The sequence below is a fragment of the Ignavibacteriales bacterium genome (assembly GCA_026390575.1).
GTDB lineage: Bacteria > Bacteroidota > Ignavibacteria > UBA10030 > UBA10030 > Fen-1298.
Genome location: JAPLFR010000002.1, coordinates 147561 through 172940 on the forward strand (window position 1 = coordinate 147561; position 25380 = coordinate 172940).

Below are 25380 nucleotides of genomic sequence, written 5' to 3' on the forward strand. Positions count from 1 at the left end.
AATCTGGCACATAAATGTAAGGTGTTATTAGGTTGCACCGGGTTTTTAAGAATTCGCTATCAACACGATCTTTAACGAGGTTGGTATTCTCGAAATGATTTGCATAATCTCATCTTTAGGGCACACGCCTGAAGCAATGAGTTCGATAACTATTCTGATTCCTCCACACTATACGTTCCACTGATTCTTACTTTTCCCGAATTTTTATCTTTGCCTTCGGAGAATACCAAACTCCTTTTATAATTGGTAACTGCCTAACGATTGTGATAAGCTGCAGCAACCTGAGCTGTTCGATAAACGGTATTCATTGAAATAATGAGGTTCATCGCATGAACATATATATGTTTTTTCCAACGAGAATATTTTATTTCCTCAGGTTATAGCTCAAACAATAATCTTGTTGCTGTCACGTTTTCGATGCGAGCATTCGATCATTAAAACGAAAAACCTACCTGCGCAACTAATAACAATCGCCCCTTTTTTTGAATAGGTAAAAACGGTGCCAACTCCAGGCCAATGTTAATTTTTTTTGTAAAACCGATATTGACTATTCGTACCATTTCCGCCAAATCCAAAAACATCGACAACGCAAAACCTCCTCGACCGGTTCCAACATCAACCGGTGAATTCACTCCAAACATTCCTATCCCCATGCTGACAGGAAATCGATTTCCTGTCCCTGGATCAATATAATAGAACCGCACCATTGCGCTGTAGTTACCATATTGAATCGTATCATTGGCTCGTGTATCGTACAACACTTTGGGAATGGCGAGTGAAAATCCTAATTCGATTCTTGGGCCTCTCACCCGAAAATATTGTGTCATACTATTGGAACGATCCACTGCGCCGATTTTAATGGAGTAATCGGGTTCGATATGGACGCCAAGAATTGCCCAGTCAGGCAGTGAATCTACCGGCACTAATACTTTTTCAAGTTCTTCGGAACGGATATTGGCAAACGCGCCGTAAGCGGCACGGTACTGAATAAACATTGCGCGATCTTTGTAGGGATCGCCATGACTTCTATATGTTACTACGCGTCGTTCGTACGATGGAGCCGCTATGCCGTCTCGCAACAGTATTGTTGTTGTTATTCTCACAAACTGTGGCCCCATGTCAAGCCGAATGCTGTCGCGTTGAAACCGCACCATGAGATTTCGAACTTGCTCACGATCCAGTGTAACTGCCGTCCGGATATTATTGCTGCCGGCATCGGGTATCACGCTGACGTATCTATTGAGTTGTTCGACGTCTTGGTGTTCTTCCACGGTGACAACGCATGCCGTTTCATACCGAAATCGCCGCCCCCCGGCGTCCGTTACTCTAAGGCTGACGGGATATGATCCCGGTGTTACAGCTTGAGGAATAAAAGCAATGTACCTGCGTCGCCCAATTGATTTGAACGTTGTTCCTTCGATAAGAAGTATCGGAGTAATGATTCCCGCTGTCGAAGTATCGTTTCGTTGAATTGCCAGAATAACCGTGTCACCCGGAAAGTAGATCGACTTGTCGACAGAGATATTAACACTCTCATCCTCGAGCGTAGACTGAATGAGTACCGTAGTCCTCAACTGTGCTTGAGCACTGAGTATTCCGATAACACAAAGCAGAATACATTTAGCGAATTTTGTTTTCAACATATCGTCTCTTTCGCGATCAATATGATTGCTTCCTATAGTACAAAGAACTGTAAGACACAACAATCAGCCGAAAGGATGAAAGAGTAGTTAATCCTTTTATGGAGAGCGTAAATATTTTTCGGCATTACGAAAGGATCAGATACCACACGTTCTACTTGTTGCGTAAGGCCCATAGCGACCCCTCTGTCCCGATGAATGTCGTTCATCGGGACATCTCCCCTCGGTGAGGGGAGAAAAATATGAGTTTAAATTTCTTCCACTTTCTAAGGGGAAGTGGCTCGAACGACGAAATCGGTCGAGACGATGGGGTCAGTTATCATACTTTCCACTTGTTTCACTTCTGCACTTCTGTTATTTTTCGAGCGTTAAGAAACACCTCTCCGATCGCTTAAAGCGGTCGGAGAGGTAATGCAATCCTTCTATTTCTCCAAACTGGTTAAACCATGGTAGTAAATTGTGTTTGCTTTATTCTTCAATCTGCTGAATCACTGTACTGTTGTGAACTTTGCTTCTTATTCTATTTTTTTAAAATCAATATATCCCCGCTCTACATCTGTGTGCAGTAACTGAACGCGGCATCTTTGTCCAACATCTAAGCTTTCAAAGCCGTTTACTACTCTTCCTTCAATGGGTGGATGCAGAAGACGCACCCATGTACCTTTATTAGAAGCACCGGTAACAATGGCATCGAATTTTTCTCCAATCTTTGATTCCAACACCATGGCAGCCGCGGATTTTTCAACCTGCCGTTCAACTTTTTTCGCTGCATCCTCTTCTTCGGTGCAGTGCTTTGCAAGCACAACCAATTCATCGTTTGTATAAGGCAAGGATTGTCCACTCATTGCTGCTTTGAGCAACCGCTGCGTAATCAAATCGGGATATCGACGGTTCGGTGCTGTGGAGTGAGCATAATCTTTGACTGCAAGACCGAAGTGTCCGGCAGAGCTGCCGCCCGGAAGCTCGACGACGTATTCACCGGGGCCTAAGAGTTTGATGACACTGAGACAAAGATCGGGAAATCGTAGAGGATCGGCTGCTTTCGCCGACACTAAAAATTGATCCAATGCTTTTGAGTCGGGCTGCTGAGGCAGTGTGAATTTTTGCTCCGAGGCGATCTCAACGATCCGATCCCATCGTTTGGGTACGCGGACAACGCGTCGCAGCGATGGAAACTTTTTAGATGCGAGGTATCGTGCGGTGACACCGTTTGCCGCAATCATGAAATCCTCTATGAGATCTTTGGCGCTGTTCCTTCTATCAACTTCTAAGTCCTTGACCTCATCTCCTTCGAATACGGGACGAGCTTCTATTGTTTCGAGATCAAGCGCACCATGTATATGCCGAAGGGATTTCAGCATTCGCGCAACGCGATCCTGGAGTCGAACATTTTCGACGAGACCGTTCACCGTGTTGATTGCTTGAGGCATCGGCCCGCTCCCCTCCAGCCAACCTGCAACGCCGTTGTAGGTAAGCTTTGCTCGATTACGTACCATTGCTTGATATATGTCCGAACCTTTCAGCGATCCATCAGGACCAATAATCATTTCAACAATGACGGCAAGACGGTCTGAATCAAAATTAAGAGATGTGAAATCGGTCGAGAGTTTCTCAGGCAGCATCGGGAATATTTCCGCCGCAGTATAGATCGAGGTGGTGTTGTGTTTCGCATGATCGTCAAGCGCCGACTGCTTCTTAACGATGGCATCAACATCAGCAATGGCGACAAGAATATTCACAGCTTCTCCGGACATTGGTATGGCGACGGTAAGTTGATCCAGATCGAGCGAATCGTCATTATCAATGGAGCACCAGGCAAGATTTCTGAGATCACGCGTCGATTCTTCAATTTTTATTGCAGGTCCATGGATTCCGTCGAGCTCGGCGGTTGCCTGAGATGAAAAATCCGGAAGAAGCCCTCTTTCCATCATCACACGGCGTGCAATTCTTCGCAGGATGGAACGGTGCTGTTTGTCATCTGTATTTATCATATTATCGCCCTCAAAAATTTTCCATAGTTTGTTCTTTCAGAATTTCAGCATCTTGTAAAGAATCGATTTGGATATTTTCGCCGTGATCATATATGCCATAATGCCTATCCCTATGTGGAGACAGAGTACCACCGCGATGGCACCGTTCCTATGTGCTTTCATATTATACCTCTTATTCAAATATATCGATTTGGGTAAATGGCCAGTCTTCGGTGGTCTGTTTAACTGATCGCAGCCCTCTCTCCCCAAACTCGGACGATCGTTTGGTCGGGCCGGTGTTATCTGCCGCAGAGATATTTTATGAGAGACCAGTATTCTACTTCTTTTATTTTGTCATTTAGCTAGTACTGAACTTAAAAATTCAATACGCGGATTTTCTGCTCGGCTCTCATCGTGTCATTATAGGCGGCGGATGAGTTCTCCGCTTCACTTTAGTATCATCGTCCACGCCGCCGTTCGTTTCTATTTTCACCAGACCGGTGTGATATTTATATTCCTGGAGGATCAATAGCAGGTGATCGTTCTATTTCACGACAACCTCAAAAAGAACTCGCATGTTAGCTTTCGCTGCCTTTGAGTTACTGTCACCGGGTTTCACTTCATACACAGCCGGTTTTGTCCTGCCATATCCGATTACCGTGATTCTTTCGGGTGCAACGCCTTTTTCGATCAGGTAATCTCTGACTGTATTCGCTCTTTGTTCGCTTAAGATTTGGTTGTCTTTTTCCGAGCCTTCCGCAGATGTATAGCCGGCCATACGAACATGCATTTTGGGATTTTCATTCAGGACCTGCACATTCATATCCAGCATCGCCTTCGCATCCTCGGTAAGGATAGATTTATTATAATCGAAATGCGTATCCCCAAAGACGATCACCTTCTCATCAACCTTTGGATCGAGCACAACCATCATAACCTTCAGATCTGACAGGCTCTTTTCAGACAGTTGCATCGTAGCTGGTTTCTTGAACAGCGTCACTAAAAGAATCGCCGCAATAACACATAATATTCCAACAATGCCAACAATGGCAAAAAGAATATTTTTCATTTGTTTCGTACGCCTTAACCTGGAGCGTTTTCCCGTTTGTCGTTCGGCCTCAAGCCAATCAATAAAATCATTGCCGTCCTTAAAGCCTTGTTTCTCATAGAGTTCATATATCTGAATCTTTAATTCCTTATTCTCTTCATTCAAATCTTTGTATTCCATGGCGTCATATCCTTCTGTTGATGAAATTTTATTTGCGTGAGTGACCATCCTTCGACGGTCTGTTCAATTGACCCAAGGTTGTATATCACTCCCGCCCGAACGATCGTTTGTTCGGGCGGGAATAATCTGCTTCGTGCGTTTTTTAAATCCTCGTTCTTCAACTATTACTGAACATAGAATTCCATGCGCCGATTCTGTGCTCGACCCTCTTCCGTCTTGTTATCGGCAACAGGTTCTTTTTCACCTTTCCCGACAGTTCTCATGCGGTTCGATGCAATGCCTTTTTTGACGAGCCAGTTCTTTACTGCCTGCGCCCGCTTCAATGAGAGTGTCTGATTAAATTTGTCACTTCCCACATTGTCCGTATGCCCGGTAATTACTACTCGCGCATCAGGATTCGCGATCATCGCGCGATATGCCCGCCATAGTATTGTCTCAGAATATTGCGTGAGTGTCGCTTTATTGAACTCAAAATTGACACCTTTCAGAACGACGGTCTTACCTTTAATAAGTACGAAAACGGTATCGGTCTCCTTTTGTACTACCACTTGCACTGGCCGTGGTGCTGCTTTGGCCATGTCTTTCAATCGTTGTGCCTCTGCCGCCGTCTTGATCGAATCCTGTATACGCTGTGCCTCGGCAGCTTCCCGCACACGTCGTGCCTCGGCAGCGGCAGCTTCCTGTACACGTTTTGCTTCGGCAGCGTTCGCTTCCTTTACACGTTTTGCTTCGGCAGCGTTTGCTTCCTGTACACGCCGTGCCTCAGCAGCGGCTAACTCTTCGTTTCTTATACGGCTTGCTTCTTTCTCTGCCGCCTTATTATCAGGACCAAAAATAGTACAGCTTACTCCTGCAAAGAGTCCCCACCATGCATCATTTCCAGAACCAATTTTAGAATTTGGAACCCAAGTGGAAACAATGGTATTGGTGAATGCATAATTAAAATTCGTATTGACATCAAACTGCAGCCAATCATTCACTGCATACTCTGCTCCAAGAGTAATCGGCACATATCCTGCATAACCATTCTTTTCAACATTGGGATTGCGAAGTGTCACATTTGCAAAGTAGTATGTAATACCCAATCCGGCACCGAGATAAGGGTGCAATTGATCGTCATAAAACGAGTACGGTGAATAGAGAGCTTGATATTCGACGCCCCACATATCTGTTTGATAGTATTGTCCTTTAATACCGCCATACATACCGGAAAGTTCACCATCAAAGTCGCCTGAAATATTATGTCGAAGGTAAAGTTTTCCTGTGGGATCAAGTGCATTGTCAGTCATCTTTGTCAATCCCTGCATAGATCCAGCTGCAATCCCAAACCGAACCCCTCTATCCTTAAATTGCCCGAATACTTGGGCTGAAAAGAGTGTTACCATAATCAATATGGCCGCACCGAAAATGTAAATATTTTTTTTCATTTGTATCTCCTATAATTAGTGTGTTTTTATAAATACATCGGTTGTTTTGATACATCAAATGCATTCACCTGCAATACAAATCCCTCACTATCCGATTGTCAGTTGAAGATTGCATCAAAGAGATCCAGAGAACTAAAATTGAGGTTAGGAAGATTCTTTGACCCTGTGCCGATACTCTACTGAGAATCTCGAGTGAACCGGGATTGATCTTCAATATAATTGTCGGAATGTTCCATTTATTTTCTTTCCACAAACTTTCGTTCCCATGACAATTACAGGGTTGCTTCTTCCATACCGCAACAAATCATACTCATGATTTAAGAAACTAGAAATAGACCAAAAGGATGAAAAAGGGGTTAATCCTTTTATCTGATAGGAAGTGTCCTTCTAAGAAATTCCGGAGCAGGCGAGCCGTGTATTCATTGGTCATTCAAGATATTGGCAAGACAGTGGAAGACCATAATTCAAATCAATTATTTAACACTACGGCAAAAAGGCGGTAAAAGGACTAACGAGAAATGTGAATACTATCTGAAAAGTGAAGTACCCATGATGTGCAACCATCCCGAATTCTTTGTTGCATATCGGAATTTTTGTCAAATGTCTGCTTGTAAGTAGGATTTGGGATACTGATACGGTAACAAGCAACTTGTTTATGGTAACTTGTAACCGATTATTTTCCATCGATCACTCAGAGTTGTTTTATCAAACATAAAAATAACTCGTAACTTGCTATTCCTAAAATAAAATTTAGATGTTTAATAGATCCTCAGACTCTATTTTATAAAGTGCTGCCTGATTTTTACCACAATTTGGTTATCTGTCATCTTATCAGCCGTTTCAATGCCGACAATGTTGCCATGGAGTTTTTCATTCTCAAGTTTTTTTTTCAATTCACCCTTTGCTTCACCGGGACCGAAGATTAAAATAGATTCGGCAGTGCGAATATATGAAATCACTTCATCATAATAATTGTTCAGATGACCCGTAAAACGATTGTCACGATGGTCCTCCGCCGATTCTTCTTCCATCCCGCCAGAATACCGGACATGTTTTTCCATGTTTGATGATATTCTTTTTATTTCGGCTCCGTCGTCTGACAGACTAAAAATCACAGCCTTCTTATGGTCAATCCATAATCCTACTTTTCTTTTCATAGATATTGCCTTTCCAACTCATTGTATCGTCTTACCGATAATTTGTGTAGGTGGTACATTAAATTTTTCTCCGTGTTGTTCAAGCCACTCCAGCATGGCACGCACGCTGCCCGTGGCTAGAGCAATGTTCGAATCCGCTACTCCGTAATATAAACGAAGCGTGTCGCCATCAGAAGCAATAGTGTATCCGCACGGAAAAACTACGTCATCCACATCGCCGCGCCGTTCGTAGGATTCCTCCGGACCGAACATCCATTCGTTGCTGCGTTTTAAGCAGTACTCCGGTGTGTTTAAATCAAACAGTGCAAGTCCTAACCGGTAAATAGAGCCGGACGCTGTCTGCCGTACGCCGTGATAAATCACCAGCCATCCTTGCGGTGTTTCGATTGGCGGGGGTGAAAGGCCTATTTTGTTTGCATCCCACCACGCACCCTTCCGGGCTACCAGCATCAGTTTGTGATTTCCCCAAAACCGAAGATCGGGAGAATACGATACCCACATGTGAGCGCCCTGAGCGCTTACCGGGCGATGGATTAACACCCAACGACCGTCGATACGACGAGGCAGTAGAGCCGCGTCCTTATCATCCGGCTGCATGATCAATCCGTAACGCTCGAAAGAATCAAAATGTTCTGTGAGCGCCAGGGCTACACCGGGACCATCACGCGTATAAGCGGTATAGACGACAGCATACTTTTTTAATTCGGGAACATACGTTATGCGCGGATCCTCAATACCCCAGAGTTCTTCAGGGAAGTGTTCAGGATCTGGCATCAAAGTCGGATGGGAGTCAATCTGCCAGTTATCTACACCGTTGGCAGAGCGGGCAGCACAGAGATGTGAATGTCCGCGCCGATCCTCCACCCGGCATAAGAGCAAGGTGGTTCCATCCGCCAGCATTGTTGCGCCGGGATTAAACACGCTATTGATGGGATACGGCCAATTGGCAGCAGTCAATATTGGATTAAGCTTATAACGGAAAAAGATTTCCGGATGTCGGTTGTTCATTGAGGTTGTGCTTCCATAGATAAAAGTGTGTTTTCAGCCATTCGCAGGTCCAGCAGCGCCTGCAGAAAAGCTAATGTTGATTCCGCACCCTGATTTTCGTTCGGGCGGTCGGGATGCAGACCGTCACGACAGCCGCCCGTTTTCGGATCGTAGATAGGAAGATTCAGATCGTTGCGCCCAAGGAACCACTCGAACGCGCGCTGCGCTTCCTTGCGCCAGTGCTTGTCTCCTGTCACCCTGTATGCTTCAAGGCATGCAGAGACCATGGTTTGTGCCTCAACAGGCTGCTGATCAAACCTGGCGCGCTCACCGCCGCGCTTATAAAAACCGTTCGATCCAATGGGAACAAAGTATCCACCGTCTGCATCTGCTCGCTGCAAGTCTGCCAGCCAAATGAGCGACTCCAATCCGGCATCAAGCATGAGTTTATTCGTCATCAGGTGACCGCACATAATCAATGCATGCGGAAGCACTGCGTTGCAATACGCAAGTCCTTCTTCGTACCATCGCCATTCGTTCGATCGGTTCGCTTGATATAGCGTCAGCAGCCGACCTGCCAAATCATCCCGTACCTGACTTGCCATGCGATCACCGGCAAACCGTCGCAGATAATCATGGATTCCGATGAGCGCAAATGCCCAGGCACGCGGGCTCGTGGTATCACGAATAGCGGGTAATGCCTGCTCAAACATCCAGCCGGCCATATTGTGGAGAGCGATCGTAGTTGATCGGCCCAGCACTGCGCCCAATGCCCTCAAAGCGCGGCCGTGACTATCTTCTGAACCACTGTCTTCCAACCAGTGACGTTCGTAATTCAAGAAGTTGCGGAAGCGTCCGGTCTCAAGATTGAAAGCATACCAAATAAAAGCGAGATAGCGTGAAGCAAGTTTGAATGCCTCTTCACTTCCCAGATCTTCCAGAAGAGGGATAATCATCAAGGCGCGGGCATTGTCGTCGGTGGTATAACCCTCGCGGTAGTTCGGTACCGTGAAATTTGCATGCTGCAAGATGCCCGTCTCATCCGTGAGGTGACGCAGGTGATCCAGCTTTAATGGGGGAAGCTCACCCGGAGCTTCATCCAGCGCTTTAACGATAAATCCGGGACGGCTGAAATGCCGACGTTCGGATCGGGCGCGTTGAAAACTTTCCATATAGCGTCGTGCTACCTGCGGCCAGATCATATCCCTTCCAAACATATATGCCCGCTTCCGCATGGCATGCCGCTTGGACTCATTGTCTAATAAGTCAATCACTTGTTCAGCTAACGCCGATGGATCGTTGAACGGAACCAACACTCCCCGGTCGTCGGCTAACATCTCTTCAGCGTACCAATACGGTGTTGAAATCACCGCCTTGCCCGCTCCGAGTGTGTAGGCGAGAGTGCCTGAAGTGATCTGCGCTGCATTGAGATACGGTGTGATGTAAATATCCGCTGCACCTATGAATTCGACAAGTTCCTCCAAGCTGACAAACCTGTTATAGAACATCACATGACCTTCTACGCCTTTTTCCTGAGCCATCCATTGAAGCGACAGCCGATACGTCTCACCTTCATGTTGAATGACATGAGGATGAGTTGCACCGAGAATAATGTAGACGACATTCGGATAGCGATTCACAATAGCGGGTAAAGCAGCGATGACGTTCTCAATCCCCTTGCTTGCCGAGAGCAATCCGAAGCTCAGCAGAACGATCTTGCCCTCGACGCCAAACAGGTCTTTGTGAAAACTCGGATCGACAAAGGGCACATCGGGGATTCCATGCGGTATAAGATCAATCTTCTCCGGCACTACCCCGTAGACATTTTGGAGAAATTCTGAACCGCGCTTACTCATAACGACCAAACGATCCGACATTTCAGCTATTTCTTTCAATACCCTGTGTTGATCCTGATCGGGATCACGGAGGATCGTATGCAGAGTCGTCACAATGGGCATACGTAATTCTCGCAGCAGGGCGAGTATGTGTCTACCTGCACGACCGCCGAAAATTCCATATTCATGCTGCAGGCACACGAGATCAACGCGATTAATATTCAGGAAGTCTGCAGCACGCCGGTACGAATTTACATCCTTTTCCATCAGTTCAAATCGTACACGCGGTGGATATGCATAACCGGCTTCGATGTCATTGACGGGAAGGGCAATGCATGTTGAATCGGTGAATTCAGCAGCGACTGCCTCGCATAAATCAGTAGTGAAGGTGGCAATACCACACTGGCGTGGCAAGTAATTCCCAATGAACGCAATACGTTTAATTGTTGAGCCGTGTTCTGTGTTGTCTTCCATTTTTTCTTATTCAATCGTGAGAATGGACTTGAAAGATTTTTACGGTATCTGGTTCAGAGTCATACAACAACTCTTTACTAAGACATAAAAGGATTCCAATGATTTTGTCAAAGAGCATTACTCGAAAGTTTGTTCCGCGTTCATTTCCTTGACGGCTCATTTAACTTCATCGATATTCTACCCGACTTCTTCTTGTGGAAAGTCTTTTGCATTATGATCAATTCGTGATTTAACTTTTTCAATTGCTCGGCGGTTCTTTTGTATTTATCCATTTGATGTCTCGCTTCCTCTTTGGCAATCCCATATTTCTCCTGCAGCTTTCCAACAAGCTCCTCGTACTCACCCGCGACTGTTGCTAGTTCGTCGTTCATTATTTTCCCCCAATGGGTCACAGCTGTGCCCCTCCGCTGTTTCTATTGTCCTTCTATGCGATCCCAATTCATGTATCTTGTTCCATTCTTCCTAAAAGATTCATATAAGCCGTTCAATGATCATTCTTTGAGGTTCAATTCATTTTCTGCAGCGATAGACAAACACAATACACCTATAATTACATCAAATGGTAATAGCCCAAAAGTATGATAAAGTACTTAATCCCTTACGAAAGAAGGTTGATGAGCCTGCAACGCACTATTCTTATCGACCCCGTTTCTTTTCGTCCTCCTGTTTCTTTTCATCTTGCATAGACTGATTGGTCCTGGGCTGCGATAGCTGCGACTTAACATTCTTCCTGGTTGGAGCTACATTCTGCGGCTGTTTCTCCCTATTATTGTTTGGATTTACATTGGGTGATTGCTTTTCTTTCCCTATGCTGTTGGACGGCTGAACAATCTGTGATTTCGGCAGCTGGTTCGTACGAATATTCTTCATTGGATTTACTACAGGCTGCCGGTTCCCAGTATTTCTATCTGGAGCGGGTATTGGTTTGATCGCTTTCGATTGCTGAACATTCTGCGATTTCGGTGGCTGCGCGATTCGGTCATTTTTCGCTGGATGTCCGTCCGGCGGCCGGTTTCCCGCGTTTCTTACTGATGGGGGTTTTACATCATTCAATTTCATCACTTTGGATGGGGCAGGTTTCTGTCCATTGGTATTTCCTCTTTGCACTTGAGGCCTGTAAATTTTCAGTTCGCCATTGTTTAATTGATACCCCGGCTTAGTGTTTTCTCGAATAACAACTGATGGAACCACTGTGCGCGTAACCTTTTGAACATCATTTCTATCAGGACCTGCAATGTACGTGGCGTTTCGTTTGTCATCTTTTCGTGTATTCACTATCACCGTCGAATTATTGATGATCGTAACGTTTTTGGTTCGATTGACATAACGACGGCTCACATCGGGCCTTGTTATATCCCTCTCTCCTACAAATGTCCAGCGTTCGTTTCGTTCACGGTAATCGCTGCCAAAGGCTATACTTATACTGATGCCGGGTCGTAAAGGTGCCCAACCGTAATAACCGGGAGATCTTCTCCACGATACCCACGCAGGACCCCATTCATTATCAGGAACCCAAAACCAACCGTACACATTATCGTAATCCCAGCGACCATAATGGAACGCTGCCCATCCCCAGGGATAATCGGAAATCCAAGTCCAACCGTCATCGGTAAATATCCAGTGGCCGGAAGTCGCATAGGGACTGAATCCGGGATCTCCATTTGGTATCCAAACGTATCCGTAGTTAGGATAGTCTACCCACATGCCGTATGGGCTCAATTCATCATAGAAGAGTTGAAAACTTACAGATCCCTGCTGCGCATGTGCTACTTGCGGTATTATCCATGCACACGTATTCAAAACTACAAACAAGGCAACGAACTTTAAGGATCTCATTGTTGTGTCCTTTTATATTATAATGAATAGATAAGTAATTCTTGATTTTCTATGCTTCACTTGAACCGAAGAAATAATTTCCACATAGAGCGGCAGCTCTCTATGTTGTTGTCGTAAATTCTTTCATCTCATCGAATTGCCGCAGGTCCGTCTCACCCGTCTCCTCAACTTCCTGCACTATCAACCGATTGACCTCATTGATGATCAGCAGAAGGTCACCTTCGATCTCATCGGTATCCTGGTCAAACCTCCGCAGCATGATTATTTCTCTGATACGGTAACGATAGAGTGCGTTCATTTGATCAGCAGGAGATAAGAGCGGATTCCTTTCTGTAGCTTCCTTGCGCAGGGATTCAAGACTCGGCTGTTTATACAATTGATGAACATTGCGATATTTTTCGATGATGATCCATATGATCACTGTCGCAATGGTGAAACTGATGAATATTGCCATACAGTTACCTCTTTAGTTTCGCTTTCAATTGAAATCACCATACTTCTCTTCGTGTCATGCTGACATGCATAACAGGCGGCGTTTCTATTCTGGCACGTGCGTATATCCTTTCGATCATGTGCACTGCAACAAGGATATTATTACTGCCTTTGATCTGTAAGAGTTCTGCTACTCTTATCTTTCCCTCTAGCCTGAACGTCAATTGCACGGAGGATCGAGATTGGAATATTAATACATCTTTAACATATCTTGGCATTTTAATAATTTTGATACCGGTTAAATCGACTATTGCATTCACGATTGTGACGGACAGCCACGTATCATTTCCTTCACTTTTTAACCAACTTTCGAAATGGGGCAGATTTTTGCTGCATTGAATTTGAATTAAATAGCCGTTGGATTTCTCTTCATAATTCAATCCGGTTATATCAAATATCGGCAACGGGATTTGGCTGCCGGCATATTTTACTTTATTGGAAGAGTTACAGGAAATATCGATGCTTTTTCTTGGGAACAGAAAATGACGATCATCATCCATCCTATAAACAAGCGATGCTTCCGAAATAGCACCCACACGGATCGGTTCAACTATATTCCGACCAAGTTCAAATTTACGCTCTTGAGCAATGGACACATATATAGCAAGAGACAGATAAAGTGTAGTAACCGTAGAATAAAAATATTTCATATATATTTCTTCCTTGAGGAGGGGCCGTCTGGATTTTAGTCGTTTGACGTAAACCCTTTCCCATGGTCAAGCTATTCTTTATCATCCTATCGCAGTGCGCGGGACAACAGCGCCAACGGTTCGGCTGGACCCACCCGTTAAACATGGAGCTTAATCTCGGAATCGAAGAAAAGCTTTTCTTAGTTTTTCTTCGACAGGTGCCAGAGACCCACAGACCCAAGAGCGATCCCGACGACGCCTCCAACGAGCATCCAAGTTGCCTTGTCGGTTGCCGAACCGGTGAAGAAACGAGAAACGTCAGAGCTGAATGAATCCGATTCATGAATGCCGAGAATAAGAAACAGGATACCACAGGCAAGAAGTGCGAGCGAGACTGCTTTGTTCATAAATAATCCTTTTGATTTTCCATACCTGAATCCATGGAATGGTCACAGAGGTTTTCGTCCTCTAATAACGTTGACCAAGATGACCACGATAGCGATTACCAAGAGAACGTGAATAAAACCGCCCATGGTGGTGGAGGTGATGAGTCCCAGCAACCACAAGATGATTAGAATAACAGCAATAGTTAATAACATAGACAGTATCCTTTCTTTTATAAAAATGAATCCGTCAAGAGTGGAGAGGATGTCAGTACCCTCTTCTGAAATTCACAGGTAGCATACAGATATTTTTTTGAAACAGTAATCGCTCGAAAGGATGAAAGAGTAGTTAATTCTTTTTAGACAGAACCTGTCCTTTGTTGAGGATAGAAGTATCCCCATAGATACTTTCATAGTAATGATGGCTAAGAAAAAAATCAGGCGTTGAATATTCCATTTTTCCACTAACGCACAATCTCTACTGAACATGTTGCATGGAGCGACACAGCTTGAGATACCGAACCCAGTAAAAAGCCTGAAACAGCTCCATGACCATGTGAGCCGACAACGATCAAATTGGCACCAAATTTTTTGGCTGCTTCCAGTATAACACTCTTTGGAGAACCTTCGATAGCAGCGGTTGATATTGACAGTTTAGGTCTTTTTTTATGAACAAGAGCGGCTGCATCTTCAACTGCTTTTTTTGCCGATCGCTGCGAATAATCATCCACTATAGCATGATATTCAGACAATGGACCCATTATTGGATCAGTATTCATCATATACAAAGAGCTATCATAAGCAGAAATAATTCGTACTTTGGTATTGGGAGCAAAGGTTCTTCCTGCAAATTCCGTAATCATTTTTTTGCTATGCGCAGAGCCATCTGTAGCTAATAGTATTTTCATATGTTTCCTTTTTCTATGTTATTATTAATTACAGAACAAATGTAGACGTTGAAAAAAAAGAATTCAATCGAGCAAAGGGATGAAAAAGTAATTAATCCTTTATAGTGGAAACATACCGACAGAATGAATATCTTTCAGCTGTCTGTTCACCTCGGTGAAATCATACCCTTTTTATAGCCTGAACAAATTTGCATCTAGCCCTTTTTGTTCGCAGCCGTGTCCAAGCTTTATGAAGCACATCATGCGTGCCTCTCTATGAGTTACTGTTCTATTTCTTTATCAACTTGCCCCGGGATTAAATCAAACACAAGCGGGATAAAAAATAGTAATACAGCGTATTTCGGTACGAGGAAGGAAACTGGAATAGCGAGCAAATAAAAAAATGTCGGCAATAAAATCCTTGTCCGTACACTATTGAACACTACTGATGTCACATGCGGCTTAAGAAATTTTTTCTTCCGCGAATAATAGAGCATAAGCAGATGACACAGACTTGCACTTAAAAGGTTGATACTGTAAAATATAATGCTCACTTTATCGTCGGTATAATTGTTGAGCAAACTTGCAGAAAAAGGGATAACTGAAATAATCATTAAAAGCAGGATGTTGATCCAAAGAAGTATCCTGTCTGTTTTAGCGGTAAAGTGATGCTGAATATGAGTCCCTACCCAATATGTCCCGAGAATGAGAAAACTTAACAGGTAGATCATCAATGGGATGAATATTCTCGCGAAGAATATCTTGGTTTCGTTGGAAGAATCGAGTCCAACGGGGACTTTAATTCCTAAAATCAAAATGGTCATAGCAATGGCGTAGACGCCATCGGTTAAATTTTCTATTCGAAAAGTATTAAATCCGTTTGAGGTTGCCATCGTAAAATTATTTCCTTATGAAATATTAATTACTTTCGCCATGATTTTTATGAACGTCAAGCGTACCGCTGTTATGCGTTCGTGAGCGGCGGCCGTGCATTTGCCGTAGCGACGCGCCTGCCCCAGGAAATCAGTTGCCGGGTACAGTCATCTCGGTCGATCGCGCATTCGATCAAGGTAGGACCTTCAATATTCTGTTTGGCCTGCTGGATAGCTGCAGCAAGTTCATCCGCCGTGCCGGCGTGCAGGCCCTTTCCGGATCCATTGTCCGCATTAAAAACATCGATCAGACCGGCATAGTCCCAGTTCTTGATGTTGTTATACGGACCATCATGAATTTCTACTTCGATAGTGTAACCCCGGTTGTTTATCAGGAAAATAATGACCGGCAGCTTATGGAGAATCATCTGCGCTACTTCTTGTGCAGTCATCTGAAACGAACCATCGCCGATCATAACAATTATATTGCGTTGCGGTGCTGCCAGGGCGTAACCAAATGAAGCCGGTACCGACCAGCCGATGTGTCCCCATTGCATTTCAATCTCGAAGTTGGCGCCACGGGGTAATTTCATATACATACCATTAAACCAAGAATCTCCCGTATCAACGAACAGCGTCGACTCTGTCGTAAGCATCGCCTGTACTTGCACAAAGATCTCGTGACGAGTCAGTTTACCTTGTGCCGACACAACCGCCTGAGGTGCGTTGAGGGCTTGGAAACGTGCGTATTGAACCATGGTAGCCGGATTTTTCTGTACCTTGTCGGCAAGTGCGGAAAGGAAGTCTGCCATCCGGATGTTACTGAAGTCGTGACCGGGAAGAATAATCCTGTCAATGCGCGCTTCGATCATGTTTTTAGCGGCAGGCATTGATGTCCAGCCAACAGTGCTGTAGTCAGTAAACACTGCACCCGCACACAGCAATCCGTCTGTCCAATCAAGAAGTTCGTTACATCCATGGGTGCTTACTTCACCGAGTGCGATGCCCGCGAACTGCGGATGGTCTTCCGGAAAAAATCCTTTGGCCGATGGCATCACTGCCACTGCGCTGCCGAGTGCTTCAGCGAGTTTAAGAAACGACGCTTGTGCGCCTGCGGTACGAAGCTTTGGTCCTGCAAGCAACATGGGTTTGGAACGAGATGCAAGGAACGCAACAGTAGCTTCCACAGCCGATTGCAGAGTGTCCGGGTCGCTTGGAACAGCCTGCGTCAGGGAACTAATAGGTCCTGGCGATGCACAAGCGGAACCAGCCAGATTACAAGGAATCTCGATATACGCAGGCTTGTGTTCACGCAGCGCAGTTCGAATAGCATGGTCAATCAGAAAGGGTGCATCATCAGCCGATGTAACTGCGACGGCAGCACAGGTGAGGTGTTCGGCAATCTTACGTTGATACGAAAAATCGTGTGCACCCAACGTGTGATGCAGCAAGTGCTGAGCACCTGCGTCATTGGTGTTAGGTCCGCCCGAAATAAGAATCACAGGTAAATTTTCTGCGTAGGCACCGCCAATTCCGTTCAGTGCGGAGAGCGCCCCCACACTGAAGGTGACGACACAGGCTGCCGCACCATGAGCGCGTGCATAACCTTCGGCAGCAAATGATGCGTTGAGTTCGTTAGCGCAGCCGATTTGCAGCATATCTGAATTGGAGAGCAGTTGATCGAGCAGAGCTAGATTGTAATCGCCTGGCACCACGAAATGGTGCTTCAAGCCAATTTGCGTTAACCTTGCGGCAAGGTAACTTCCGACAGTATGCAATTGAATGTCCCTTTTTAATTAATTGACTGCCCCTGTTGAGCTTGGACTATCGTGATTCTCATTTGTCACGATTACCTTCAACGCCCGTTCTTTTGCGGCATTTCCAAATATGTCATACGCCTTCATGATCTCGAGGAACGGAAAGCGATGAGTGATTAGTCGGTTCGGTTGGAGTTTCCCCGAGACAACAGTTTTAAGAAGCATTGGTGTCGTGACGGTATCGCCAAGGCGGGTCGTGATGGTGACATTATGCGACCAGAGTCTCTCTAAGTGCAGTTCGACACTTTTTCCATGTACTCCGATATTAGCAATATGTCCGCCAACGGCGACTATTGATTGGCAGATATCGAATGTTGAAGGAGTGCCAACAGCCTCTATGGCCACATCAACACCCCTGTTGTTTGTCAGCATCATCACCTTCTCAACACTTTTTCCATCGCTGCTGTTGATCACCTTCGTTGCACCAAATTTCTTCGAGGCGTCAAGTCGGTTTTCATCCAGATCGATCATTATAATTTCGGCAGGCGAATAAAACTGGGCAGTCAGGAGCGCCGCCATTCCGATCGGACCTGCACCGACAATCGCTACGCTGTCCCCCGGTTTCACCTGACCGTTCAGGATGCCGCACTCAAAGCCAGTGGGTAGTATGTCACTTAACATAACCATAGCTTCCTCGTCGGCACCCGTTGGGATGTGGTGCAAACTAGTATCCGCATAAGGAATTCTCACATACTCAGCGTGCGTCCCATCGATTGTATTTCCGAGAATCCATCCGCCTTTTTCACAGTGGGAGTACATCGCCTTCTTGCAGTAATAGCACTTCCCGCAGGAGGTAATGAACGATATCACTACTTTATCGCCCGGGCGAAAACTCGAAACACTCGCCCCAACTTCTTGAATAACTCCAACTCCTTCGTGTCCCAACGTACGCCCAATGGTTACAGTCGGTACATTTCCTTTCATAATATGGAGATCTGTCCCACAAATAGTCGTGTGAATGATTTTAATTAAAGCATCTGTTGACTCTTTTACAGAAGGCATCGGTTTTTCTTCAAGGGCCCGCTTACCAGGGCCATGATACACTAACGCTTTCATACTCATTATTTCTTTCTTTATGTGGTGCACCATTGTGATTTCAATTGTAATTGATATGCACTCGCATTCAACAGATGACGATTATTCATGTTACCATTGTTGAGTAGTCGTTAAGCAGAGTTCTACTTCGACTTCTTGATTATTTTATTAACTTCCTCCGCCCCTTCTCCATATAACTTCTCTTCATTTGGAGCCAGCTCGCGGAGGAGTCGGAGGAACTCTCCGGCATGAATAAGTTCTTCATTGCCGATATCCTTCAGGACCGCGATGGCGATTTTATTGTCCGTTGACTCGGCAAGCTGCGTGTATAATTGAATCGCTTCGTACTCCGCAGCAACCATGAACCGGATTGCCCGGATGAGTTCCGTATCTGTAAGTTTCCTATTATTCGCTAATCCAGAAAAAGACGATCCAAACTCTGCCATGACTATTCTCCTTTTTTTAGTGTTTTTTCGATTTTACATTCAATATTAAAACCAACAAGCGTGCAGCAACAACGCTGACAACAATGTCCAATAGAGCAACGAGACTAAGCTTTGAGAAAATCCAGCAGGTCAATGTTGAGCTGGTCCTTGTGTGTGTCTGCTAAACCATGGGGACCACCTGGATAAATCTTCAGTGTCGCGTTCTTGATGAGCTTCGATGAAAGTATGGCCGAGGCCGCAATCGGTACAATCTGGTCGTCATCGCCGTGGATGATCAAAGTCGGTATATCAAATTTCTTTAGATCTTCGGTGAAATCCGTCTCGGAAAATGCTTTGATGCAATCTAGTTCGTTCTTGAGACCACCCTGCATCCCCTGCAACCAGAACGCATTCCGCATTCCCTCCGTAACCTTGTGGTCCTTGCGATTGGCACCATAGAACGGTATAGTTAAGTTTTTGAAGAACTGCGAGCGGTCGGCAGCGACACCAGCGCGGATTTTGTCAAACGCGTCAATCGGCAGTCCGCCGGGATTGGTCTTCGTCTTCAGCATCAGTGGTGTCACTGAACCCATGAGAATAACTTTTGCGATGCGGGATGTTCCATGACGGCCAATATAACGGGCGACCTCACCGCCTCCCGTGGAATGGCCAATCATCGTAACGCCTTTCAGATCGAGCGCTTCTAATAATTCCGCCAGGTCCTCAGCATAGGTATCCATCTCGTTGCCGATCCACGGCTGGCTTGATCGGCCATGGCCACGACGGTCATGCGCAATGCAGCGATAGCCATGGGACGATAGAAAGACCATCTGGTACTCCCAAGCATCAGCATTCAGCGGCCAGCCATGGCTGAAGACAACGGCTTGACCCGAGCCCCAATCTTTGTAGTAAATTTGCGTATTGTCTTTGGTGATTATCGTACTCATTTTAGTCCATTCTTTCGTTATTACCCCGCGACGCAAGAGCGTCCGAGGCTATTATTTTTTATATTTTGATCTGTTACACTTGTGGTCTATCGGTGTCTTACGGTAAGACACAACGAACGATTGAGTTCTCTTTTTTCCTCCATGATTCGCCAAAGCCTTCAATTATTTTTACGAAATAATTGACTCCTATGTCTGCAAGCATACCGATGATTTTGTCAAACGGAAATAGCTCGAAAGGATGATAAAGTAGTTAATTCTTTTTCGGGAGGCGGCCGCACAACGTTCTCTTTCGGAGAGGCATTCAAGTTAGACTAGCAATTGTCAAGTTACTTTCTAAAACGTGGCAAGCAAGAAATACCCAAGAGTACCGCAGTGTTATTTTACAAAGCACTCTTTCATTTAGTTCACAATTATCTTTTAAACATCGTAAGGACATTCCTTAGATTATTTTCGTCATTATTTGGGATTGTTAACGATGATGCCGCATACGATCAAGCCACTTCTTTTTTCTTTCCCAGCGGCAACGCAAATGAAAATGTACTTCCAATTCCTTCCTGGCTTTCAACCCAAATTACACCTCCGTGCGCTTCGACGATACTTCGACAGATGGCCAGCCCTAGTCCGGTTCCTTTTAATGTTATCTCTGAATTTCCAGATGTCTGACGGTATTTTTCAAACAGGGAAGCAATTTCTTTCGCCGGAATGCCCGGGCCGGTATCTGTGATACTGACGAGCGCCACAGGATCGGATATCCCCCGACTCACGAGATCCTGTTGAGGACCCTCGATGTACGTCGTTGTAAGTGTGATCTTGCCGCCGATCATTGTAAACTTGACAGCATTTCCCACCAAATTATCAATCACTTGTTCAAGTTTTTTAGCGTCGGCTATGATTTGTATTGAAGATGAAACCGGTTTCATTACTAACGTTAGAGATTTTTTTGCCAACAACGGCCGCAATCGTGCTACAGCACGTTTCACCACCTCAAGCAAATCTATCTCTGTGGTGTTTAACTTGACATATTCTGCTTCAAGTTTCGAGAGATCGAGTATATCATCGATAATTGATTTCATATGATTGCTCGATTCCATCATAATCTGCAGTATTTCTTGCTGGGTATTTTTCATTACAGGATCAGTGAGGAGCATCTCCAAAAAACCTGCAATCCCGAGCAGCGGACCACGGAGATCGTGTACAAGCATGGAAAAATAATCGTTCTGTAACTGCCGCAATCGTTTTTCCGCCGTTGTGAGGCGAAGAATGGAACGGACACGCACAAGCAACTCACGAGCGTCGATTGGTTTATAAAGATACTCATTGACGCCAAGCTCAAAGCCGCGTTCCATATCCTGGGCATCGCGCATATGCCCTGTTAAAAAGATGACAGGCAGATCGTGCGTATGTTTGTGAGCACGGATAAGTGTCAGGACGGTAAATCCGTCCATCTCAGGCATGTGAATGTCCAGCAGCGTTAAATCACAGTGTTCTTGTTCCAATACGTTGAAAGCCGCTCCTCCACTGGAAGCAGTCGTAACTCTATAACCGCTCCGCCGAAGCAATTCTGCAACTGTATCTCTATGGTCCTGTTCGTCGTCGACAACCAGGATGTGAGTCGCCTGTTCTTGTTCTTGAACCTTTTTCATAAGATTATGCAATTAATTTTAATTTATTTTATTAACCGGGTCTTAGTGTGGAGAGAAATTGTTCCTTTGCATTAAGCATGTTAACCTGCTATTGTTTTGTTTTATCGGATATAGCTCGAAAGGATGATAAAGTAGTTAATCCTTTCTGAAGGAGTATATATGCTCTTTTCATAGAGAGTTTTAGATTAGCGTTTTCCGGGATAACTTAACGAAGAAATGCAGCAGATTAATAAAAGGTCCGGCTAACTCACGGGTCTCAAGTATCTCAATTATTTGTTAATGCTTCATCATTATCGGGATGCACGTCCTGCGTGATCGTACTGTCCATTAATAGTTATCCTATTGCACTTTTACCCGAGCGGAGCGAACCAGAAATTTCAGCGAAGTCAATCGTGATTTGTGTGTGATTATCGTGTTCATTGTTTTTCTACTTTTTTTTCAGTGAGTGCCGTCGACCTTTCCGGTCCGTTGGTGTTCCCGCTCTCGATGGTCGTCCTGACCGCCTCTGGCGGATGACTTTCTTCCTCTCGTCGATCATCTGAAATCGAAGCGGCAATAGCTGCAGCTTGCTCTACAGGCACACCTACTGTCCGGCGCAGATACTCTTTCTCTGCGCGCTCGTCACCGACGCGCTGATCCACATCTGCAACCCGTTCTTGCTTACCCGGAAGCTCAATTCGAAGTTCTTCGATGAGCATCATAATGGTTGCTGCAATAGGGAGCGCGAGGAGCGCGCCGAGGATCCCCATCACCGTCCCGCCCGCAAGGAGCGCGAAGAGCACGATAGACGACGGAAGGCGCAGCGCACGTCCGTAAATACGAGGAACAAGCACACGGCTCTCGAATTCCTCATACGCGAGCATGATCAACAAGATAACGGTCACGACCACCGGGCCACGCGCCAGCGCCGCAACGACCATCGGTGCTATAGAAAGGATTGCGCCGATATATGGTAGAATATCTGCTATGCCCGCAAACACAGCAAGCGCCAACGCATTTGGCACGCCGCATAACACCAGAAGGACGAACGAAAAGATCGCAATGGACAGGCACGTAATCAGTTGCCCACGAATGTAAGCGCCGACAATTGTCTCCAGATTCATCATAACGCGAGCTAAGCGGATATGGTGCGATCGAGGAACGACCGCGAAAAGCCAGCCACGGAGCCGGTCGCGGTCGATCATGATGTAGAGCGCGAGAAAGATGGCGCTGATGCCATACGCAGTAATTTCGAAAATGCGCATTGAGATGGCGAGGACCGTTGTGCTGATGGCACTCGATATAGCCTCGTACTTAATGTCCCGCAGCCAGCCCGCTATTGGCGCTGTCAGATTGGAACGGGCGAGATAATCCGAAAGTTGTGCACGGAATACAGGTTCTTGGTCAATAAGTGCCGAGGCCTGTACCAACAACGACGGTATCGTCAGAATTAAGGCGAGAATCACGACGACAAAGAAGAGTGTGAAAACGATGACGATCCCAAGGGTGTGCTTGACACGCCGTGCCTCCATCCAGCTGACAGATGGACTCATTGTCCCGACGATCAGGAGAGCGACGACGAGCACTAGGAAAACCGGCCAAAGCTGGATCAGCAACCACAAGCAGGCTACAACAAGGATGAGCTGGATCATAGTCTTAGACGATACCTCGAAGCGCATAACACGTATTTTCTTGTCAGTCGAGGGCCTGTGCTCGGGGAGTGGCGGATCGGTGACCGCATTTGATTGGATCTCTTTTTTCATTTTCTTTTCCTTTGCGTCACAGTTTCAGCCAGTAGCGTTGCCGCACACACCAGCACAAGCATCGCAACACGCTTCGTGCCGTGGCACCCGATGTAGCGGGTACTCTCTCCACTGTCTTTTGCGGTAATCGCGTTCATGGCAAGATTTCTTTCGTTGATTAAGAGAGGTTGCCGCGGTGTTGTTTTTCGCTTTTTCGCAGCGCTTCCTCAGTACTTTTGCGAACGGCTATCTCAGCCGAAAGTTCCGCAGTTCTTTCCGTTACTAATTCTTCTAAACGTTCATTAAGTTTTCTTAAATCATCCTGTGCCTTTACCAGTTCATCGTTTCTCTGAACTGCCGCTTCATACGTTGAGATGAGCAGCGTAAGTATTTGCTGATGATCCACTGTAATAACCCGTTTCTTACCTCCAACGAGTACTTCCAATTCAACTTTAATCGTTTCGCTTTTGTGAATTTCCCTATCGGAAAGGATCTGTTCAATTTGTGAAACAAGATACTCTTCCCGAAATGGTTTGGTCAGGAAATTATCAGCTCCACAAGAAATAGCTTCCATCACATCTTCTGTTCGAGAAAAGGCTGTCAGCAGAATAACGGGAATGTTAGTAGTCTTCTCACGAGATTTTATTTCTTTGCACAGATCGTAGCCATTCATTACCGGCATTTGGATATCGGTGATAACCAAGGAAGGATTATGTTCAATGACCATTCCTATGGCTTCTTTGCCATCTTTAGCAACAAGTACCTTGTACTTGTGTTTCTCAAGAAAATACTTCAATTGTTCAGCCTGAGTCGGACTGTCCTCGGCTATTAGAATTTGATCAATCTCTTTTACGACATTCTTTTTAGTTTTCATACAATCACCTTTTCATTTTTATTTATTAGCGCTGTGAGAGCAACTATAATCTCTTCCGGTGAAAGAATATACGTTGCCGCATGAAGTTTTATTGCTTCACCGGGCATACCGTATATAATAGAGCTCTCTTCATCCTGTGCAAAAGTAACCGCCCCTTTTTCTTTCATTATTTTCAATTCATCTGCTCCATCCCGCCCCATTCCTGTGAGTAATATACCAACTGCATGGGAACCGAAATTTTGTGCTACTGAACGAAAAAGGTAGGCAACCGAAGGACGCAGACCATTTTCCAAGTCATTGTGGTTGAGTACAATTTTAGGCCCTCGTTCAATTCCCATGTGAAAATCATCCGGAGCGACGTATCCGTGTCCCGGCAGCGGGTATTCACCATCGGAAGCAATATGTAATGGAAAATTGGTTGTATTCTGTAACCATTCAACAAATCCCGCTGTGAAACCTTTTGAGATGTGTTGAACAATGAATATTGGAACCGGAAGATCTTTAGGTAATCCGGAAAGTATTGTTTGCAAGACATTAGGGCCGCCTGTAGATGCACCGATAGCAATGATTTGAATATCCGATTCCGCTCGAAAATATTTTCCGATTGACGGTTTCGTAGTCTCTTGTCCTGTTGAAGTTCGAGCGATACGTTTAACCAACTTCACTTCGGACATGAGTTTTAATGTCTGGGTTAACTGCTGTGTCTCTTTTTCATAATCGGGGTGATCTGCACTCGGCGGTTGTTGTATTATCGCTAAAGCTCCTGCCTCAATCATGCGAAAAGAAACTGCCGCATCATTCGCCGCAACACTGCCAGTCACTATAACAATAGGTGTTGGTGTTGTTTCCATAATAATGCGTGTTGCCTCAAGACCGTCTAATTTTGGCATCTTCCAACCCATTGCAATAACATCCGGATGTAATTGCTTTACAGCTTCCAGAGCTTCTTCACCATCAGACGCGACACCGACAACTGTCAACATCGGATCTGAACTGATTGCGTGTCTGAGTACTTGCTGCATGACAAGTGAATTTTCCGCGATGAGAACTTTGATCATTTTTATGACTCTCGAATATTTCTATAAGTTTGTTCCTGCTCAG

Annotated in this window: 23 protein-coding genes; all 23 read right to left on the reverse strand. The window is 45.3% G+C overall.

Translation table 11 applies throughout. The features are described 5' to 3' along the window. Positions 1–434: 434 nt before the first annotated feature. Positions 435–1643, reverse strand: a complete 1209-nt coding sequence (locus NTX44_02835) for a hypothetical protein (GenBank protein MCX6120538.1) — start codon at positions 1641–1643, stop codon at positions 435–437. A gap of 512 nt (positions 1644–2155) precedes the next feature. Next, positions 2156–3631, reverse strand: coding sequence for an RNB domain-containing ribonuclease (locus tag NTX44_02840; GenBank protein MCX6120539.1), 1476 nt, complete (start codon positions 3629–3631; stop codon positions 2156–2158). Between the two features lie 36 nt (positions 3632–3667). Beyond that, positions 3668–3793, reverse strand: coding sequence for a hypothetical protein (locus NTX44_02845; protein ID MCX6120540.1), 126 nt, complete (start codon positions 3791–3793; stop codon positions 3668–3670). A gap of 361 nt (positions 3794–4154) precedes the next feature. Next, positions 4155–4838, reverse strand: a complete 684-nt coding sequence (locus NTX44_02850) for an OmpA family protein (protein ID MCX6120541.1) — start codon at positions 4836–4838, stop codon at positions 4155–4157. Between the two features lie 164 nt (positions 4839–5002). After that, positions 5003–6265 (reverse strand): OmpA family protein, encoded by a 1263-nt coding sequence (locus tag NTX44_02855; GenBank protein ID MCX6120542.1) that lies wholly within the window; start codon positions 6263–6265, stop codon positions 5003–5005. A gap of 776 nt (positions 6266–7041) precedes the next feature. Further along, positions 7042–7422, reverse strand: coding sequence for a hypothetical protein (locus tag NTX44_02860; protein ID MCX6120543.1), 381 nt, complete (start codon positions 7420–7422; stop codon positions 7042–7044). 18 nt (positions 7423–7440) lie between these two features. Continuing rightward, entirely contained in the window at positions 7441–8430 is a 990-nt protein-coding gene (locus NTX44_02865) for a glycosidase (GenBank protein MCX6120544.1), read from the reverse strand. Continuing rightward, positions 8427–10718, reverse strand: coding sequence for a glycosyltransferase family 4 protein (locus NTX44_02870; GenBank protein ID MCX6120545.1), 2292 nt, complete (start codon positions 10716–10718; stop codon positions 8427–8429). Before NTX44_02870 ends, NTX44_02865 begins: the two co-directional genes overlap by 4 nt. 140 nt (positions 10719–10858) lie before the next feature. Beyond that, the gene (locus NTX44_02875) at positions 10859–11089 is read right to left on the reverse strand and encodes a hypothetical protein (protein MCX6120546.1); all 231 of its coding nucleotides are present in this window, start codon (positions 11087–11089) and stop codon (positions 10859–10861) included. A gap of 265 nt (positions 11090–11354) precedes the next feature. Next, entirely contained in the window at positions 11355–12554 is a 1200-nt protein-coding gene (locus tag NTX44_02880; GenBank protein MCX6120547.1) for a hypothetical protein, read from the reverse strand. 100 nt (positions 12555–12654) lie between these two features. Beyond that, entirely contained in the window at positions 12655–13008 is a 354-nt protein-coding gene (locus NTX44_02885; protein MCX6120548.1) for a hypothetical protein, read from the reverse strand. A gap of 34 nt (positions 13009–13042) precedes the next feature. After that, positions 13043–13696: a hypothetical protein gene (locus NTX44_02890; GenBank protein MCX6120549.1), complete on the reverse strand. Its 654-nt coding sequence runs from the start codon at positions 13694–13696 to the stop codon at positions 13043–13045. 179 nt (positions 13697–13875) lie between these two features. Further along, entirely contained in the window at positions 13876–14082 is a 207-nt protein-coding gene (locus NTX44_02895; protein ID MCX6120550.1) for a DUF3185 family protein, read from the reverse strand. A 440-nt stretch (positions 14083–14522) separates the two neighbouring features. Continuing rightward, positions 14523–14966 carry a universal stress protein gene (locus NTX44_02900; protein ID MCX6120551.1) on the reverse strand — a complete coding sequence of 148 codons (444 nt, stop codon included), beginning with the start codon at positions 14964–14966 and terminating at the stop codon, positions 14523–14525. Positions 14967–15226: 260 nt separating this feature from the next. Beyond that, positions 15227–15838 carry a TMEM175 family protein gene (locus tag NTX44_02905; GenBank protein MCX6120552.1) on the reverse strand — a complete coding sequence of 204 codons (612 nt, stop codon included), beginning with the start codon at positions 15836–15838 and terminating at the stop codon, positions 15227–15229. Positions 15839–15909: 71 nt separating this feature from the next. Next, positions 15910–17595, reverse strand: coding sequence for a thiamine pyrophosphate-binding protein (locus tag NTX44_02910; GenBank protein ID MCX6120553.1), 1686 nt, complete (start codon positions 17593–17595; stop codon positions 15910–15912). Positions 17596–17613: 18 nt separating this feature from the next. Beyond that, positions 17614–18723, reverse strand: coding sequence for a zinc-dependent alcohol dehydrogenase family protein (locus NTX44_02915; protein ID MCX6120554.1), 1110 nt, complete (start codon positions 18721–18723; stop codon positions 17614–17616). A gap of 89 nt (positions 18724–18812) precedes the next feature. Then, positions 18813–19115, reverse strand: coding sequence for a hypothetical protein (locus NTX44_02920; protein MCX6120555.1), 303 nt, complete (start codon positions 19113–19115; stop codon positions 18813–18815). Positions 19116–19219: 104 nt separating this feature from the next. Continuing rightward, positions 19220–20041 (reverse strand): alpha/beta hydrolase, encoded by an 822-nt coding sequence (locus tag NTX44_02925; GenBank protein ID MCX6120556.1) that lies wholly within the window; start codon positions 20039–20041, stop codon positions 19220–19222. Between the two features lie 491 nt (positions 20042–20532). Beyond that, positions 20533–21684, reverse strand: coding sequence for a hybrid sensor histidine kinase/response regulator (locus NTX44_02930; GenBank protein ID MCX6120557.1), 1152 nt, complete (start codon positions 21682–21684; stop codon positions 20533–20535). A 416-nt stretch (positions 21685–22100) separates the two neighbouring features. After that, entirely contained in the window at positions 22101–23426 is a 1326-nt protein-coding gene (locus tag NTX44_02935) for an AI-2E family transporter (GenBank protein MCX6120558.1), read from the reverse strand. Positions 23427–23583: 157 nt separating this feature from the next. Then, a complete protein-coding gene (locus NTX44_02940; GenBank protein ID MCX6120559.1) occupies positions 23584–24279 on the reverse strand; it encodes a response regulator in 696 nt (231 codons plus the stop codon). Continuing rightward, entirely contained in the window at positions 24276–25337 is a 1062-nt protein-coding gene (gene cheB / locus NTX44_02945; GenBank protein MCX6120560.1) for a chemotaxis-specific protein-glutamate methyltransferase CheB, read from the reverse strand. Before cheB ends, NTX44_02940 begins: the two co-directional genes overlap by 4 nt. Positions 25338–25380 lie beyond the last annotated feature (43 nt).

Excerpts from the sequence above, each read along its gene's own strand:
- NTX44_02920 (MCX6120555.1), bottom strand. The coding sequence starts at position 19,115 with ATGGCAGAGTTTGGATCGTCTTTTTCTGGATTAGCGAATAATAGGAAA.
- NTX44_02930 (MCX6120557.1), bottom strand. The coding sequence starts at position 21,684 with ATGAAAAAGGTTCAAGAACAAGAACAGGCGACTCACATCCTGGTTGTC.
- NTX44_02905 (MCX6120552.1), bottom strand. The coding sequence starts at position 15,838 with ATGGCAACCTCAAACGGATTTAATACTTTTCGAATAGAAAATTTAACC.
- NTX44_02915 (MCX6120554.1), bottom strand. The coding sequence starts at position 18,723 with ATGGTGCACCACATAAAGAAAGAAATAATGAGTATGAAAGCGTTAGTG.
- NTX44_02865 (MCX6120544.1), bottom strand. The coding sequence starts at position 8,430 with ATGAACAACCGACATCCGGAAATCTTTTTCCGTTATAAGCTTAATCCA.
- NTX44_02845 (MCX6120540.1), bottom strand. The coding sequence starts at position 3,793 with ATGAAAGCACATAGGAACGGTGCCATCGCGGTGGTACTCTGTCTCCAC.
- NTX44_02875 (MCX6120546.1), bottom strand. The coding sequence starts at position 11,089 with ATGAACGACGAACTAGCAACAGTCGCGGGTGAGTACGAGGAGCTTGTT.
- NTX44_02850 (MCX6120541.1), bottom strand. The coding sequence starts at position 4,838 with ATGGAATACAAAGATTTGAATGAAGAGAATAAGGAATTAAAGATTCAG.
- NTX44_02870 (MCX6120545.1), bottom strand. The coding sequence starts at position 10,718 with ATGGAAGACAACACAGAACACGGCTCAACAATTAAACGTATTGCGTTC.
- NTX44_02925 (MCX6120556.1), bottom strand. The coding sequence starts at position 20,041 with ATGAGTACGATAATCACCAAAGACAATACGCAAATTTACTACAAAGAT.
- NTX44_02895 (MCX6120550.1), bottom strand. The coding sequence starts at position 14,082 with ATGAACAAAGCAGTCTCGCTCGCACTTCTTGCCTGTGGTATCCTGTTT.
- NTX44_02860 (MCX6120543.1), bottom strand. The coding sequence starts at position 7,422 with ATGAAAAGAAAAGTAGGATTATGGATTGACCATAAGAAGGCTGTGATT.
- NTX44_02840 (MCX6120539.1), bottom strand. The coding sequence starts at position 3,631 with ATGATAAATACAGATGACAAACAGCACCGTTCCATCCTGCGAAGAATT.
- cheB (MCX6120560.1), bottom strand. The coding sequence starts at position 25,337 with ATGATCAAAGTTCTCATCGCGGAAAATTCACTTGTCATGCAGCAAGTA.
- NTX44_02855 (MCX6120542.1), bottom strand. The coding sequence starts at position 6,265 with ATGAAAAAAAATATTTACATTTTCGGTGCGGCCATATTGATTATGGTA.
- NTX44_02900 (MCX6120551.1), bottom strand. The coding sequence starts at position 14,966 with ATGAAAATACTATTAGCTACAGATGGCTCTGCGCATAGCAAAAAAATG.
- NTX44_02935 (MCX6120558.1), bottom strand. The coding sequence starts at position 23,426 with ATGAAAAAAGAGATCCAATCAAATGCGGTCACCGATCCGCCACTCCCC.
- NTX44_02940 (MCX6120559.1), bottom strand. The coding sequence starts at position 24,279 with ATGAAAACTAAAAAGAATGTCGTAAAAGAGATTGATCAAATTCTAATA.
- NTX44_02880 (MCX6120547.1), bottom strand. The coding sequence starts at position 12,554 with ATGAGATCCTTAAAGTTCGTTGCCTTGTTTGTAGTTTTGAATACGTGT.
- NTX44_02885 (MCX6120548.1), bottom strand. The coding sequence starts at position 13,008 with ATGGCAATATTCATCAGTTTCACCATTGCGACAGTGATCATATGGATC.
- NTX44_02835 (MCX6120538.1), bottom strand. The coding sequence starts at position 1,643 with ATGTTGAAAACAAAATTCGCTAAATGTATTCTGCTTTGTGTTATCGGA.
- NTX44_02890 (MCX6120549.1), bottom strand. The coding sequence starts at position 13,696 with ATGAAATATTTTTATTCTACGGTTACTACACTTTATCTGTCTCTTGCT.